The sequence below is a fragment of the uncultured Psychromonas sp. genome (assembly GCF_947489755.1).
In the GTDB taxonomy this organism is placed as follows: Bacteria; Pseudomonadota; Gammaproteobacteria; order Enterobacterales; family Psychromonadaceae; genus Psychromonas.
The window spans coordinates 1-15,417 of the sequence record NZ_CANLFB010000038.1; the positions used below are offsets into that span (position 1 = coordinate 1).

Annotated in this window: 16 protein-coding genes; all 16 read left to right on the top strand. The window is 37.4% G+C overall.

Translation table 11 applies throughout. The features are described 5' to 3' along the window. Nucleotides 1–310 precede the first annotated feature (310 nt). The 16 genes from mioC to Q0794_RS16155 all read left to right on the top strand — a co-directional run bounded on the left by mioC (nucleotide 311) and on the right by Q0794_RS16155 (nucleotide 15,287). Nucleotides 311–772 carry an FMN-binding protein MioC gene (gene mioC, locus Q0794_RS16080; protein ID WP_298943595.1) on the top strand — a complete coding sequence of 154 codons (462 nt, stop codon included), beginning with the start codon at nucleotides 311–313 and terminating at the stop codon, nucleotides 770–772. Nucleotides 773–1,142: 370 nt separating this feature from the next. Beyond that, a complete protein-coding gene (gene mnmG, locus Q0794_RS16085; protein WP_298943596.1) occupies nucleotides 1,143–3,032 on the top strand; it encodes a tRNA uridine-5-carboxymethylaminomethyl(34) synthesis enzyme MnmG in 1,890 nt (629 codons plus the stop codon). Next, the gene (gene rsmG / locus Q0794_RS16090; protein WP_298943597.1) at nucleotides 3,032–3,658 is read left to right on the top strand and encodes a 16S rRNA (guanine(527)-N(7))-methyltransferase RsmG; all 627 of its coding nucleotides are present in this window, start codon (nucleotides 3,032–3,034) and stop codon (nucleotides 3,656–3,658) included. Before mnmG ends, rsmG begins: the two co-directional genes overlap by 1 nt. Before the next feature lie 30 nt (nucleotides 3,659–3,688). Further along, nucleotides 3,689–4,483 (top strand): ParA family protein, encoded by a 795-nt coding sequence (locus Q0794_RS16095; RefSeq protein WP_298943598.1) that lies wholly within the window; start codon nucleotides 3,689–3,691, stop codon nucleotides 4,481–4,483. A 1-nt stretch (nucleotide 4,484) separates the two neighbouring features. Further along, complete coding sequence (locus tag Q0794_RS16100) at nucleotides 4,485–5,393, top strand: ParB/RepB/Spo0J family partition protein (protein WP_298943599.1); 909 nt, start codon at nucleotides 4,485–4,487, stop codon at nucleotides 5,391–5,393. A gap of 227 nt (nucleotides 5,394–5,620) precedes the next feature. Then, a complete protein-coding gene (locus Q0794_RS16105) occupies nucleotides 5,621–6,031 on the top strand; it encodes an ATP synthase subunit I (protein WP_298943600.1) in 411 nt (136 codons plus the stop codon). Further along, nucleotides 6,015–6,815, top strand: coding sequence for a F0F1 ATP synthase subunit A (atpB, locus tag Q0794_RS16110; RefSeq protein ID WP_025565311.1), 801 nt, complete (start codon nucleotides 6,015–6,017; stop codon nucleotides 6,813–6,815). The genes Q0794_RS16105 and atpB overlap by 17 nt, the downstream gene beginning before the upstream one ends. 85 nt (nucleotides 6,816–6,900) lie before the next feature. Continuing rightward, a complete protein-coding gene (gene atpE / locus Q0794_RS16115) occupies nucleotides 6,901–7,158 on the top strand; it encodes a F0F1 ATP synthase subunit C (protein ID WP_025565310.1) in 258 nt (85 codons plus the stop codon). 38 nt (nucleotides 7,159–7,196) lie between these two features. Further along, nucleotides 7,197–7,667 carry a F0F1 ATP synthase subunit B gene (atpF, locus tag Q0794_RS16120; protein ID WP_298943601.1) on the top strand — a complete coding sequence of 157 codons (471 nt, stop codon included), beginning with the start codon at nucleotides 7,197–7,199 and terminating at the stop codon, nucleotides 7,665–7,667. Nucleotides 7,668–7,678: 11 nt separating this feature from the next. Then, on the top strand, nucleotides 7,679–8,212 hold the full coding sequence (gene atpH, locus Q0794_RS16125) for a F0F1 ATP synthase subunit delta (protein WP_298943602.1): 534 nt from the start codon (nucleotides 7,679–7,681) through the stop codon (nucleotides 8,210–8,212). 12 nt (nucleotides 8,213–8,224) lie between these two features. Beyond that, nucleotides 8,225–9,766 carry a F0F1 ATP synthase subunit alpha gene (gene atpA / locus Q0794_RS16130; RefSeq protein WP_298943603.1) on the top strand — a complete coding sequence of 514 codons (1,542 nt, stop codon included), beginning with the start codon at nucleotides 8,225–8,227 and terminating at the stop codon, nucleotides 9,764–9,766. A gap of 48 nt (nucleotides 9,767–9,814) precedes the next feature. After that, nucleotides 9,815–10,681, top strand: coding sequence for a F0F1 ATP synthase subunit gamma (atpG, locus tag Q0794_RS16135; RefSeq protein WP_298943604.1), 867 nt, complete (start codon nucleotides 9,815–9,817; stop codon nucleotides 10,679–10,681). Nucleotides 10,682–10,710: 29 nt separating this feature from the next. Then, nucleotides 10,711–12,108, top strand: a complete 1,398-nt coding sequence (gene atpD, locus Q0794_RS16140) for a F0F1 ATP synthase subunit beta (RefSeq protein ID WP_298943606.1) — start codon at nucleotides 10,711–10,713, stop codon at nucleotides 12,106–12,108. Nucleotides 12,109–12,123: 15 nt separating this feature from the next. Further along, complete coding sequence (locus Q0794_RS16145) at nucleotides 12,124–12,543, top strand: F0F1 ATP synthase subunit epsilon (protein ID WP_298943608.1); 420 nt, start codon at nucleotides 12,124–12,126, stop codon at nucleotides 12,541–12,543. Between the two features lie 386 nt (nucleotides 12,544–12,929). Then, nucleotides 12,930–13,373 (top strand): DUF3015 family protein, encoded by a 444-nt coding sequence (locus tag Q0794_RS16150; RefSeq protein WP_298943610.1) that lies wholly within the window; start codon nucleotides 12,930–12,932, stop codon nucleotides 13,371–13,373. A 54-nt stretch (nucleotides 13,374–13,427) separates the two neighbouring features. Then, complete coding sequence (locus Q0794_RS16155) at nucleotides 13,428–15,287, top strand: DUF4105 domain-containing protein (protein WP_298943612.1); 1,860 nt, start codon at nucleotides 13,428–13,430, stop codon at nucleotides 15,285–15,287. Nucleotides 15,288–15,417: the final 130 nt, after the last annotated feature.

Sequence of the window (15,417 nt, forward strand, 5' to 3'; positions counted from 1 at the left end):
CGAACATTGTCAACGTTTTAATTTAACTTAATTTCGAAGCGAACTACGAAGCGTTAATACGTTAAAAACTATTCTCAAACTCGCTAGGTAACTTGCGCTACGTCCCGTGTCTGTGGGGTCGCATTATAGGGATTGAGATCACATTGGCAAGTCTTAATTACTGTTTTATTCGATTTTTTGTTTGAATGATTATTTAGCGAACAACCTGCTTTATTTTTATACTAATTCATCTCTATATTTACTATTTATCTCGTTATAATGTATCTCTGTTTTATAAGTTCATTATTTCTATATAGAGAGAGTAAATATTGTGATTAATATAGATATATTAGTTGGTAGTACATTAGGTGGAACCGAATATGTAGCTGAAGCTACACAGCCATTATTAGAAGCAGCAGGTTTTGCTTCTCAAGTTCATTTTTCTCCAGACCTAACAATGTTAGATATTAATGACCAACATATATGGTTAATTTGTTTAGCGACACATGGTGCAGGAGATTATCCGGATAACTTTAAAATGTTTGTTGAGCAGGTTAATAATTTATCAGACGAATTAACGAATGTGCATTTTGGTTTAATTGGCGTTGGCGATTCTAATTACGATACTTATTGTTATGCAGCAAAACACTTCGATCTTCTTTTAAAAGATAAAGGTGCGACACGTTTAGGTGATATTTTCAATATTGATGTCGTTGATTCTCCAATTCCTGAAGATCGTGTTGACGATTGGATCCCATTATTCATAAAAGATCTTAATTTATTAACGAATTAATGATTAAGTTACCCACAAGGTTCTGTGCATAATTCATTTATAACTATTGAATTAGTTTGGCGTAATTACTTTATAAAAATGTGCATAAGAGCCCCTGTTGATAAAGGTTGTTTCTATACGCAGGTTGATCGCAATAAGATCCCTTATTATGCACACGATCGGATCTCTTTTAAGATCCTGATCTTTAATCATTTAAATGTGTTTTACACAGAAATGCGTTTGCTTAATAAGTATAGTAATAAAAGATCTTTAAAGATCTATATATAATACTAATACTATTGTTTTCTTCTAAAACAACCTTGTTGCTTTCCTTTATTTTTTAAAAGAGTAAAATCACGCTTTAATTTTATACTGCTGTATTTGGAATATTATGATTTACCATGAACAATTTGACGTTATCGTTATTGGCGGTGGCCATGCGGGAACAGAAGCTGCTGCTGCGCCAGCTCGAATGGGATTAAAAACCCTGTTATTGACTCACAATATTGAGACTTTGGGTCAGATGTCATGTAACCCTGCTATCGGTGGAATTGGTAAAGGACATCTTGTTAAAGAGATTGATGCTTTAGGTGGTCTAATGGCATCAGCGATTGATAAAGGCGGAATCCAATTTAGAACCCTGAATTCTAGTAAAGGACCTGCTGTTCGTGCTACTCGAGCACAAGCGGATCGTCTATTGTACAAAGCAGCTATTCGTGAAAAATTAGAAAACCAAGAAAACTTAAAAATATTCCAACAGGAAGTCGAAGATCTCATCATCGAAAACGATCGCGTTGTTGGTGTCATCACTAAAATGGGTGTTCGCTTTTCTGCAAAGACCGTTGTTTTGACAGTAGGCACTTTCTTAAATGGTTTAATTCATATTGGTTTAAAAAATTACAGTGGCGGTAGAGCGGGTGATCCTGCTTCGATTACGTTATCAGATCGATTAAAAGAAATGCCATTACGTATGGGACGTTTGAAGACTGGTACGCCAGCACGTATTGATGCGCGTAGTATCGACTTTTCTGGTTTAGAAGTTCAGCATGGCGATGATCCAACACCTGTATTTTCATTTTTAGGTAATCGCAGTGAACATCCTCGTCAAATTCCATGTTATATCACTCATACCAATGAGAAAACGCACGATATCATTCGTGCTAATTTAGATAGAAGTCCAATGTATTCTGGGGTGATTGAAGGTGTAGGTCCTCGTTACTGTCCTTCTATTGAAGATAAGATCATGCGCTTTGCTGATAAGAATTCACATCAAATATTTGTTGAACCAGAAGGTTTAACGACGCACGAAGTTTACCCTAATGGTATTTCTACTAGCTTACCTTTTGACGTTCAACTTGAATTTATTCAATCGATGAAAGGATTTGAGAATGCTTTTGTTACTCGACCTGGTTATGCGATTGAATATGATTATTTCGATCCACGCGATCTTAAAGCGACGTTAGAAAGTAAATATATCGATGGTTTATTCTTTGCAGGACAAATCAACGGTACAACAGGTTATGAAGAAGCCGGAGCACAAGGCTTGTTAGCCGGTATGAATGCTGGCTTACAAGTGCAAGATAAAGAAGGTTGGGCTCCTCGCCGTGATCAAGCTTACATGGGGGTTTTAGTTGATGATCTATCAACATTAGGTACTAAAGAACCTTACCGCATGTTCACTAGTCGTGCTGAATATCGATTACTGCTACGTGAAGATAATGCTGATACTCGTTTAACAGAGAAAGGCCGTGAGCTTGGTTTAGTAGATGATGTTCGCTGGAAAGCCTTTAGCGAAAAACAAGAACTTGTAGAAACTGAATTAAAACGTCTAAAAGGCCAATGGGTTAACCCAAATTCAATTAATGCCGATAAAATTAATGAATTATTGAAAAAGCCTATGCAACGTGAAAGCACATTGGAAGCAATGATACGTAGACCTGAAGTTAATTATGAAAGCTTGATGAAAATTGAAGGTTTAGGGCCAGCAATTGCCGATCCTATTGCTGCAGAACAAGTTGAAATAAATATCAAATACCAAGGTTATATCGACCGTCAGTTAGATGAAATTGAAAAATTGAAACGTCATGAAGACACTGCGTTACCTGTTGATCTTGATTATTCTGAGATTAAAGGACTTTCAAATGAAGTGACGGCTAAATTAAACGATATTAAACCGCATAGTATTGGGCAAGCATCAAGAGTATCAGGGATCACCCCTGCTGCTATCTCTATTTTATTAATCTATTTAAAGAAAAGCGGCGTTCGTCGTAAGGCTGGATAATGAATTTACGATCTCAATTAGATAGCCTTTTAGCACAAACAGACTTAATAGTAAGTGACCAACAAGCTTCGCAACTAGTCACGTTAGTAGAGTTATTAGCTAAGTGGAATAAAGCCTATAACCTTACTTCTGTTCGTGATCCATCACAAATGCTTGTCAAACATATTTTGGACAGTATAGTCGTCTCACCTCATTTACAAGGCAATAGCTTTATTGATGTTGGTACAGGACCAGGATTACCTGGTTTACCTTTGGCTATTTTAAATCCTGATAAACAGTTTGTTTTATTAGACAGTTTAGGCAAGCGAATGCGCTTTATTCGTCAAGCGATCCTTAGTCTAGGACTTAAAAACGTTGAAATAGTACAAAGTCGTGTTGAAGAATATCAACCTGAAGTGGGGTTTGATTGTGTGTTAAGTCGTGCCTTTGCTTCGTTGGAAGATATGCTATCTTGGTGCAGTCACTTACCTAATGAAAGTGGACATTTTTTAGCCCTTAAGGGGCAATATCCTGAATCTGAAGTGGTTAATTTAGATTCTAAATTTGAGTTTATAGAGTCAGTTACATTACAAGTCCCACAATTAGATGGTGAACGCTGTTTAGTCAAAGTTAAGCGTGTATCGTAATAACTCTCATATAATATTAAGTAGGTTTTTGTGGGTAAAATAATAGCAATTGCAAATCAAAAAGGTGGCGTAGGCAAAACCACTACTTGTGTTAATTTAGCGGCTTCAATGGCTGCAACAAAACGCAAAGTACTTATTATCGATCTCGACCCTCAAGGTAATGCAACCATGGGAAGTGGTATCGATAAATATGAAGTTGCACATACCGCTTATGATCTATTAATTGATGAGTTACCGCTTTCTGATGTTGTTGAAACTGAAACGACCGGTGGTTTTCATTTAGTAGCGGCTAATAGTGATGTGACTGCAGCTGAAGTTAAATTAATGACATTCTTTGCCCGTGAAACACGTCTAAGAACCGCTCTAGAAGGTGTAAGAGATATCTATGATTATATCTTTATTGACTGCCCTCCTTCTCTTAATATGTTGACTGTGAATGCGATGACGGCAGCTGATTCAGTACTAGTCCCTATGCAATGTGAATACTATGCATTAGAAGGTTTAACAGCATTAATTGATACCATAAGTAAATTAACAGCTGTTGTTAATGCAGATCTTAAGATCGAAGGTATTTTACGTACGATGTACGATCCTCGAAATAGATTATCTACGGATGTTTCAGATCAACTTAAAAAACATTTTGGCGATAAAGTTTATCGTACAATTATTCCTCGTAACATTCGTTTAGCTGAAGCGCCTAGTTTCAGTAAGCCAGTGATGTATTATGATAAAAATTCAACGGGTGCGAGAGCTTACTTATCATTAGCGGGTGAAATTTTAAGACGAGAAGAACAATCTATCAGTACTGATCAGGAAGTGATTTAATATGTTAGGTAAAAAAAGAGGGTTAGGGAAAGGATTAGACTCATTGTTAAGTAGCAGTACTGTTACACGCAACAAACAGGTCTCCCATGATATTAATGCTGCAAAGACGCAACACCTTGTTAGTAATGAACAAGGTGCTCTCCAAGACTTAGATATCAATCTATTGCAGGTTGGTAAGTACCAACCTCGTCGCGATATGTCAGCCGATGCATTACAAGAATTAGCTAACTCAATTCATGCTCAAGGTATCATTCAACCGATTGTAGTTCGTGAGACCGGTCATCAAAAATATGAAATTATCGCAGGTGAACGTCGTTGGCGTGCCGCTAAAATAGTTGGATTAGCTTCTATTCCCTGTTTGATTAAAAATGTGGAAGATGATGCTGCGATTGCGATTGCTTTAATTGAAAATATTCAACGTGAAAACTTGAATGCAATGGAAGAAGCGATTGCGTTAAAGCGTATTGTTGATGAATTTGAGTTAACACATCAAGAAGTGGCTACGGCAGTCGGTAAATCGCGTACAGCTGTGAGTAATTTATTACGTTTAAACAACCTCAATGAAGATGTTCAAATATTATTAGAGCACGGTGACTTAGAAATGGGTCATGCTAGAGCTTTATTAGTATGCGAAGGGCAATTACAGTCTGACCTTGCAAAGACGGTTGTCGGTAAAGTATTGAGCGTACGTGAAACTGAAAAATTAGTTAAACAGGCTCAAACCCCAAATAAAGTTAAAGCACCCGCTTTAATTTGTGACAAAACTGAGTTGTTTGTAACAACTTTAGAAAATAAATTTGGTCTCAAAGTAACAGCTAAAAATAGTAAAAATGGTAATGGAAAACTGGTCATTGACTACACTTCTATTACAGACTTAGATGCATTGATCACATTAATTGAAAATAATTAAAAATAAATACATCTTTTCAGTCATTTATTATTTTAGGTCATTAAATATTTAATTCATTTAATATTAAATATACCTCAATTTTACTCTATTCTTACATCTCAAGAGCTCACTCATATTGCATTGACATTTTTTGTCGGTATAATTTGCGCGGGTTTTAGTTTGTGACAATAAAATGATTAATTTAGTTATTTTTAATGTTTCAAGCTAGCTAGTAAAAGGAAATCGGAGTGGTTGATAAACTAGCAAAAAAAGGTCAGGTTTCAGGGCTGAAATTAGTGGCTTTTCAATTATTATTAGTGCTATTTGCTGCATTGATTTCAACAGTGTTTTTTTCGAATAAAGCAGGTTATTCAGCTTTGCTAGGAGGAATCACTTTTTTGCTTCCTAATCTTGTTTTTGTTTTGATGACATTTGCTCACGCAGGTGCTCGGCAATCTCAAAAGGTACTTAGGGGGTTTTACGCAGGAGAGGCTATTAAACTCTTTTTAACTGTGCTGTTATTTGTTGTGTTTTTAAAATATGGAACGTTATCTTTGATCGCTTTTTATATTTCATTCTCATTGCTTGTTGCTTCGCAGTGGTTAGCGCCTTTCTTTTTCTATAACAACGATGGGATAAAACATGTCAGGTCAAGGTGAAGCTCTAACATCATCAAGTTATATTCAACATCATTTAACAAACCTTACTTGGAGCGTTGATGGTGGCTGGAATGCGCATGATGCTGGATTTTGGACTTTTCACGTCGATTCTCTACTGGTAGCAGTAGGCCTCGGTGTATTATTTCTTTGGTTGTTTCGTAGTGTTGCAAAACATTCTACTGTTGGTGTACCTGGTAAGTTACAGTGTTTCATCGAAATGGTGATTGATTTTGTAGACGAGAATGTAAAAGATACATTTCATGGCAAAAATGCCTTGATAGCACCTTTAGCATTAACTATTTTTGTTTGGGTTTTCTTAATGAACCTAATGGATTTGGTTCCTGTTGATTTGCTACCTCACGCTGCGCAAGCTATCGGAGTACCTTATCTTAAAGTTGTACCTACAACTGATTTAAACGTAACACTTGGTATGTCATTGAGTGTCTTCGCTTTAATCATTTACTACACTGTTAAAGTAAAAGGTTTCGGTGGGTTCGTTAAAGAACTGACTATGCAACCGTTTAACCACTGGGCATTTATCCCTGTAAACTTCCTACTTGAATCTGTAACGCTATTAGCTAAACCAGTTTCGTTAGGTCTGCGTTTATTCGGAAATCTATATGCTGGTGAATTAATCTTTATTTTAATAGCACTACTGGGTTACTGGCAATTACCACTGTATTTTCCGTGGGCAGTATTCCATATTTTAATTATTGTTCTACAAGCTTTCATATTTATGATGTTAACTATCGTATATATGAGTATGGCGCACGAAGATCATTAATTATTTAGGTATGACGTTAACTTTTACTTTTATTAGTAATTACTTTTAAACATTAAAACAACTTATTTTATTTGGAGAATTTTTCATGGAAACAGTATTAGGTTTTACTGCAATCGCTGTAGCACTTCTAATTGGTTTAGGCGCTGCTGGTACAGCTATCGGTTTTGGTATCTTAGGTGGTAAATTCCTAGAAGGTGCTGCTCGTCAACCTGAAATGGCACCTATGTTACAAGTTAAAATGTTCATCGTTGCTGGTCTTATCGATGCAATCGCAATGATCGGTGTTGGTATTGCATTATTCTTCACATTTGCAAACCCATTTGTAGCTCAACTAGCGGGCTAATAACGGATCCTAATTTACTTAATTACTAAGGAGCTGTTATGAATATTAATGCAACCCTAATTGGCCAAGCTATCGCATTTGCGATATTTGTTTGGTTCTGCATGAAGTATGTGTGGCCACCACTTTTAGACGCAATCGAAGCGCGTCAAAAGAAAATTGCTGATGGTTTAACGCAAGCTGAACGTGCAGGAAAAGATCTTGAACTTGCGCAAGCAAAAGCAGCTGAAAAGCTGAAAGAAGCTAAAGCACAAGCTGCAGAAATTATTGATCAAGCTAATAAGCGTCGTACACAAATTGTTGAAGAAGCTAAAAATGAAGCAGAAATTGAGCGCAGTAAAATTGTTGCTCAAGGTGAAGCTGAAGTTGAAGCTGAACGTAACCGTGCTCGTGAAGAGTTACGTCAACAAGTTGCTGTTCTAGCTATTGCGGGTGCTGAAAAAATCATTAAGCGTACTATTGATAAAGAAGCGAATAGCGACATTATTGATAAATTAGTTGCTGAACTATAAGGAGCGAAGTTATGTCTGAATTGACTACTGTAGCTCGTCCTTATGCAAGAGCCGCTTTTGAATTTGCAGTTAGTAATAACAACATTGAAGCTTGGTCTACGATGCTGTTTTTTGCCACTGAAGTTGCACAAGATGCAACCATGGCAAAAATATTAACACGCGATAAAGCACCAAAAGAGTTAGCTGATCTATTTATTAATGTTTGTGGCGACCAACTCGATGAGAATGGTCAAAACTTTATTAAAGTATTAGCTGAAAATGGACGTTTGAGTGTTTTGCCTCGCATTACACAACTTTTTTCTGATTTAGAAACTGAGTATAAAAAAGAGATCGACGCTGATGTTGTCTCTGCTTACGCTCTGTCTAAAGTTCAATTGAATGAGTTGAGTATTTCGCTAGAAAAACGCCTCGCACGAAAAGTAAACCTAAATTGTAGTATTGATAAATCGTTAATTACTGGGATGGTTATTACCGCCGGTGATTTAGTGATTGATAGCACCGCTAGCGGCCAGTTATCTCGTTTATCACATACTTTACAATCTTAATGGGAAGTTAGCATGCAACTGAATTCCACTGAAATTAGCGATCTTATCAAGCAACGAATTGGAAAATTCGAAGCGGTAAGCGAAGCGCGAAATGAAGGTACAATCGTTTCTGTAAGCGATGGTATTATTCGCATCAATGGCCTTGCTGAATGTATGCAAGGTGAGATGATCGAACTACCAAATGGTAGCTTTGCTATGGCACTTAACCTTGAGCGTGACTCGGTAGGTGCTGTTGTAATGGGACCTTACCGTGACCTTAAAGAAGGTGAAAAGGTAAAATCAACTGGTCGTATTCTTGAAGTACCAGTAGGTAAAGGTCTTCTTGGTCGAGTTGTTAACACAATGGGTGAGCCGATTGATGGAAAAGGGCCAATCGAAAACGATGGTTACTCTCCAATCGAAGTAATCGCACCTGGTGTAATCGATCGTAAATCAGTTGATCAACCAGTACAAACTGGTTGGAAATCAATCGATTCAATGATTCCAATCGGTCGTGGTCAACGTGAACTTATCATCGGTGACCGTCAAGTAGGTAAAACTGCTATTGCAATCGATGCAATCATTAACCAAAAATCTACAGGTTTATACTCTATCTATGTTGCGATTGGCCAAAAAGCGTCAACGATTGCAAACGTAGTACGTAAACTTGAACAGCATGGCGCGTTAGAAAATACTATCGTTGTTGTAGCATCTGCTTCTGAAGCTGCTGCATTACAATACCTGGCTCCATATGCAGGTTGTTCAATGGGTGAATACTTCCGTGACCGCGGTGAAGATGCACTGATTGTATATGATGATCTTTCTAAGCAAGCTGTTGCTTACCGTCAAATTTCACTATTGCTTAAACGTCCACCTGGTCGTGAAGCATACCCTGGTGATGTTTTCTACCTTCACTCACGTCTTCTAGAACGTGCATCTCGTGTAAGCGAGCATTACGTTGAAACCTTTACTAAAGGTGCAGTGAAAGGTAAAACTGGTTCATTAACAGCATTACCAATCATTGAGACACAAGCGGGCGATGTATCTGCATTCGTACCAACAAACGTAATCTCTATTACAGATGGTCAGATCTTCTTAACGACTGAACTATTTAATAATGGTGTACGTCCAGCTGTTGATCCAGGTATTTCTGTATCACGTGTTGGTGGTGCTGCTCAGTGTAAAGTGATTAAAAAGCTTTCTGGTGGTATTCGTACTGCTCTAGCACAATACCGTGAATTAGCGGCATTTGCACAGTTTGCATCTGACCTAGATGAAGCAACGCGTAAGCAGCTTGATCATGGTAAAAAAGTAACTGAATTAATGAAGCAGAAACAATACGCTCCAATGTCAGTAACTGAACAAGCGTTATCACTATTTGCTGCAGAGAAAGGCTTCTTAAATGATGTCGATGTTGAAAAAGTTTTAGACTTTGAAGCATCTTTACTTTCTTACGCTAAAAATGAGCATGCTGAGTTCTATGCTCAAATTAATGAATCTGGTGATTACAACAAAGAGATCGAAGCGCAGTTTAAAGCTATCTTGGAATCTTTCGTTGCAACGCAAACCTGGTAATTAATTAATAACGTAAGTTATTAATTAAGCATTAATTAGGAGTTAGAAATGGCCGGCGATAAAGAAATTAGAAATAAGATCGCGAGTGTGAAAAACACTCAAAAGATCACTGGTGCGATGGAAATGGTAGCTGCATCTAAGATGCGTCGTGCGCAACAGCGCATGGAAGGTAGCCTTTCGTACGCAACGACTATGCGCAAAGTGATCGGTCATATCGCACTAGGTAACTTGGAATACCACCACCCTTATCTTGAAGAAAGAGAAGTGAAGCGTGTTGGTTATATTGTCATTTCAAGTGATCGTGGTTTATGTGGTGGTTTAAACATTAACTTGTTTAAACCACTTATCAAAGAAATGAAAGCACACAGTGAAGCTGGTGTTGAAGTTGACTTAGCCGTTATTGGCTCTAAGGCATCTAGTTTCTTTGGTAATATAGGCGCTAACATTGTTGCTCGAGCTACGGCTTTGGGTGATGCACCAGAAATCGATGATTTAATCGGTTCGGTAAAAGTGATGTTAGATGCTTATGACTCAGGAAAACTTGATCGCTTATATATAGTGAACAATAAATTCATTAGTACCATGGTACAAGACCCTACCATCAATCAATTATTACCTCTGCCAAAAGCAGATGGTGATAAAGAAGTTGCTACTAAGCACTGGGATTACATTTACGAAGGTGAGGCTAAAGATATTTTAGACGCATTATTAGTTCGTTATGTTGAATCTCAAGTTTACCAAGCGGTAGTAGAAAACTTAGCGTGTGAACAAGTTTCACGTATGGTTGCAATGAAAGCTGCAACAGATAACGCTAGTGATTTGATTGATGATTTACAACTTGTTGCCAACAAAGCACGTCAAGCTGCAATTACTCAGGAACTTTCTGAGATTTGTGGTGGTGCGGCTGCGGTATAATTTTAAATATAGATTTTAGAGGATCAGAAATGAGTTCAGGTAAAATCGTACAGATTATCGGTGCTGTTGTGGATGTTGAATTTCCACAAGAAAGCGTTCCGAATATATACAGTGCACTGATCGTGACTGAGAAAAACCTTACAATGGAAGTGCAGCAACAAATTGGCGGCGGCGTTGTACGTTGTATCGCTATGGGTGCTTCTGAAGGTTTAAGTCGTGGTTTAGAAGTTACTGATACTAAACATGCAATCACAGTACCTGTTGGTACGGCTACATTAGGCCGTATCATGAATGTATTGGGTGAGCCAATTGATGAATGTGGTGAAGTTGCTGCAACTGAACACTACGAAATTCACCGTGCCGCGCCTTCTTATGAAGAGCAATCTGCATCAAATGAAACACTTGAAGTTGGTATCAAAGTTATCGACTTAATTTGTCCATTTGCTAAAGGTGGTAAAATCGGTCTATTTGGTGGTGCTGGTGTTGGTAAAACAGTAAACATGATGGAACTTATCAATAACATCGCATTGAAACATTCAGGTTTGTCTGTTTTTGCTGGTGTTGGTGAGCGTACTCGTGAAGGTAACGATTTCTACCATGAAATGCAGGAAGCAGGCGTTGTAAACGTTGAAAACCCTGAGTTATCAAAAGTAGCAATGGTTTACGGTCAAATGAATGAGCCACCAGGAAACCGTTTACGTGTTGCCCTGACTGGTCTTACAATGGCTGAACGTTTCCGTGATGAAGGTAAAGACGTACTTTTATTTGTTGATAACATCTACCGTTATACACTAGCGGGAACAGAAGTATCTGCACTATTAGGTCGTATGCCATCAGCCGTTGGTTACCAACCAACACTTGCTGAAGAGATGGGTGTTTTACAAGAACGTATTACATCAACTAAAGTAGGTTCAATCACTTCTATCCAAGCGGTATACGTACCTGCCGATGATTTGACGGATCCATCTCCTGCAACAACGTTTGCTCACTTAGACGCAACTGTTGTACTTAACCGTAATATCGCATCTATGGGTCTATACCCAGCGATTGACCCGTTAGATTCAACGTCTCGTCAACTTGATCCACTTGTTGTTGGCCAAGAGCATTACGATATCGCACGTGGCGTGCAAGGTATCTTACAGCGTTATAAAGAGCTGAAAGACATCATTGCTATCCTAGGTATGGATGAGCTTTCTGAAGAAGATAAGCAAATCGTATCTCGTGCACGTAAAGTTGAGAAGTTCTTAACTCAGCCTTACCACGTAGCTGAAGTATTTACAGGTGACCCAGGCATTTACGTACCACTTAAAGACACATTAGCTGGCTTTAAAGGCTTAATCGCCGGTGATTACGATGATATCCCTGAGCAAGCGTTCCTATACGTAGGTGCAATTGAAGAAGCTGTCGAAAACGCTAAAAAAATGTAACAGCTGGAGGTTACTATGGCTAAATCAATGACCACACATTTAGATGTTGTAAGTGCTGAAAAATCTCTGTTCTCAGGGCTTGTTTCACATTTATCAGTATCTGGTCAAGAAGGTGAACTAGGCATTATGCATGGTCACACGCCATTACTTACACCGATTAAACCAGGAATGGTTCAGTTAGTTAAACAAGATGGTGGCGAAGAAGTCATTTATATCTCAGGCGGTTTCCTTGAAGTACAGCCTGGTGGCGTTACAGTGTTAGCTGATACTGCAATTCGTGGTCAAGATCTTGACCAAGCGAAAGCAGAAGAAGCAAAACGCGCTGCTGAAGCACAAATGTCAAATCCTAATAAGGATATTGATTTTGCTCTTGTTACTGCTCAACTTGCGCAAGCAGTTGCACAGTTACGCGCTATTAAGTTAATACGTAAGTAGATATTTAAACTCTCGTTAAAAAGGCGACCTTAGGGTCGCCTTTTTTATGGGTGTTAGATAAGTCTATTAATCTTTTATTCATATTGTTAATAAGTAATCGCCTTTAATTTTCATCAATCAATATTATCCAATTAAATACCACTCAAACTATCGTCTTTCTGCTATTCCAGTTATAAATATTATTTATACTATTTATTATGAGTTATCTACCTACTTTATATAACATAACGAACTTGTAAGGATATGAGTCTATAGTTCAGTTTTTAAACGGGTTCTAAGGTATCATTATCGAATATATGAAATTAGTGTAATTTTGTATTATTTAAAATAATAACTAGTTATCTTCGTTAATATTTTATTAGCACGATGAACTAAAGGAATTATAGATGAAAAAATTAATAGCAGTAGCGTTGTTTGTATTACCGCTTAGCAATGTAATGGCAGCACCTAATGAAGGATTAGGTTTTCGAGGTAATTCTCATGGTGGCTTTCAGTTATTTAATATAACAACCGATGGCACAATGAGTGTTAGTACTACTTCGGGTCCTCGAGGCCATCGCGGAGGTGGACGTGCTCGGCTCGTTTTATTTATAGAAGGTAATATGGATAACCTTGCCCGTGATATATCAAGATCTGGTGGTGAAACGTTATCTACCCTTACTGCTGTTTGGGGGGTACCTGTTGAAGATGAAACTGCATTTAATGAACTTGTGCAAGCAAACTTTTCTGAGGTATTTACTTCAGAGAATGTTACATCAGAGGAAGTGTTAGATAACTTAAATCATATTGTATCCACAGATGTACATCTTGCTGTATATACACTGTCTTAAGTATTTTTATATATTGATAATAAAGCCCTAAATAGGGCTTTTTGTTTAGTGGCTATGAATAATAAAAATATAATAATAAGTATTTCCTCATTCCTTTTATTTCTATTCTCCTCTCAATCATTTGCATTAACTCATTCTTGGGATGCTATTGCCCAAGAAAGCTATTGGTTACAATTAGGCCATTATCAGGCTGCCGTTGTTAGTGACTGGAAAAGTGAAGTTGATGAAGATTCATTTTTTCTTTCACCTAATGGCAAAAGAAATCCTAATGCTGAATTACTCGCAACAATCGCCGCATTTAATGGTGAAAATTTGAGTGAGATTGAAAGGCAAGCCACTATCTGTCGATTTCCTGCTCGTTTTAATTGGTTAAAACATAAAATAAAAAATAATTGGGGAAGTTTAGATTGCCCTGAGCTGCAACAGTGGCAATCAGCGCTCGATGCTGACACTATTACATTAGTATTCCCTACTGCATTTATGAATAATCCCTCTTCTATGTTTGGTCATACACTGTTAAGAATTGATGCTAAAGACCAAACTCGTAATAAAGAGCTCGTTGCTTTTGCGGTTAATTTTGCGGCAGTTCCCGACTTAGACGATAATCCAGTTACTTATGCTTATAAAGGTCTAGTTGGTGCCTATCCCGGTCGATTTTCTTTAATGCCCTACTATCGAAAAGTACAAGAATATAATGATCTAGAATCCCGTGACATATGGGAATATCAGCTTAAGTTTAACGCTGATGAAGTTGAACGAGTGCTTTTGCATTTATGGGAATTGCAGTCTGTTTATTTCGATTATTACTTCATCGATGAAAATTGTTCTTATCAATTACTGTCTTTATTGCAACTTGCGAATGAAAGTCTTGATTTAACGTCATCATTTCCGATGCAAGCTATCCCTTCAGATACAGTTGCAGCATTAAAAAATTATGATTTATTACAAGAGCCACATTATCGACCAGCTTTTGGTACAAAGCTCTTTAATTATTCAGAGCAACTTTCCGATGAAGAATTAAATATTGTCCGCCGTGTTATGGATGGAGAAGACCTTAATATCAGTGACCATAAACCAGAACAAAATGCAGCTATATTAGAAATGGCGTATGAATGGCTTAATTTTAAGTCACAAGAGCAAGGACTAAGTCGAGAGACCGTGGTTAAACGTTCAACTCAATTATTAATTGCTCGTAGCAAAATAAAATTAACATCGCCTTTTTTACCACCAAAGCAACCTCTTTCCTCCCCTGAACAAGGCCATGCATCATCACGTTTAGGTGTCTCTTTTACACATACTGAGCATAATGAAAAGCGCTATAATTTATCTTATCGACTCGCTTATCATGACTTATTAGATCAATCATCAGGCTTTATACCTGGTGCTAAATTAAGCCTTTTAGATATTGAAACCAGTATTAATGACGCTGGTAATACACGCCTTGAACAAGCTTATTTAATAGATACGCTAGCAATACCTGTAGACAATAGAATTTTTGATAATTGGTCTTGGGGGGGTCGTATGGGCTTTGACCGACAAGCGGATATTCAAAAAGAAAGTGGACGTTGGTTTACGCAAGGAGGATATGGTAAATCAATAGGTGACCCTAATTATATTCAAGCTTATATGTTGGGGGCTTTTGAGCTTAATACCGGTGATATCACCGATAATGATTTTAAAATGGGTGTAGGCAGTGAATTGGGGGCCATTTGGAAAATAAATAATAATAATAAAGCTGCTTTGAAAGCCAATATAATGTATTTACCTGATTCAGATGTCGATTATCACTATCAATTGGATGTCGATTGGAATTGGAGTCTTGATCGTAATTGGGCTTTGCGTAGTAAGGTGAGGTATCAGAAGTGGCGTGCTGAAGATACAATACTTAAATTCACTTTATACCATTACTTTTAAATAAAAATAATCAATAAATAGTGCGAAGATCTAAAAAGTGTTTAATTGAATTTATAAGCAATAATTTTGAAAAATGGATGATTTACAGAGGCTTTATAAATAATGAGAGGAAGAGTAATATTTATTTAAC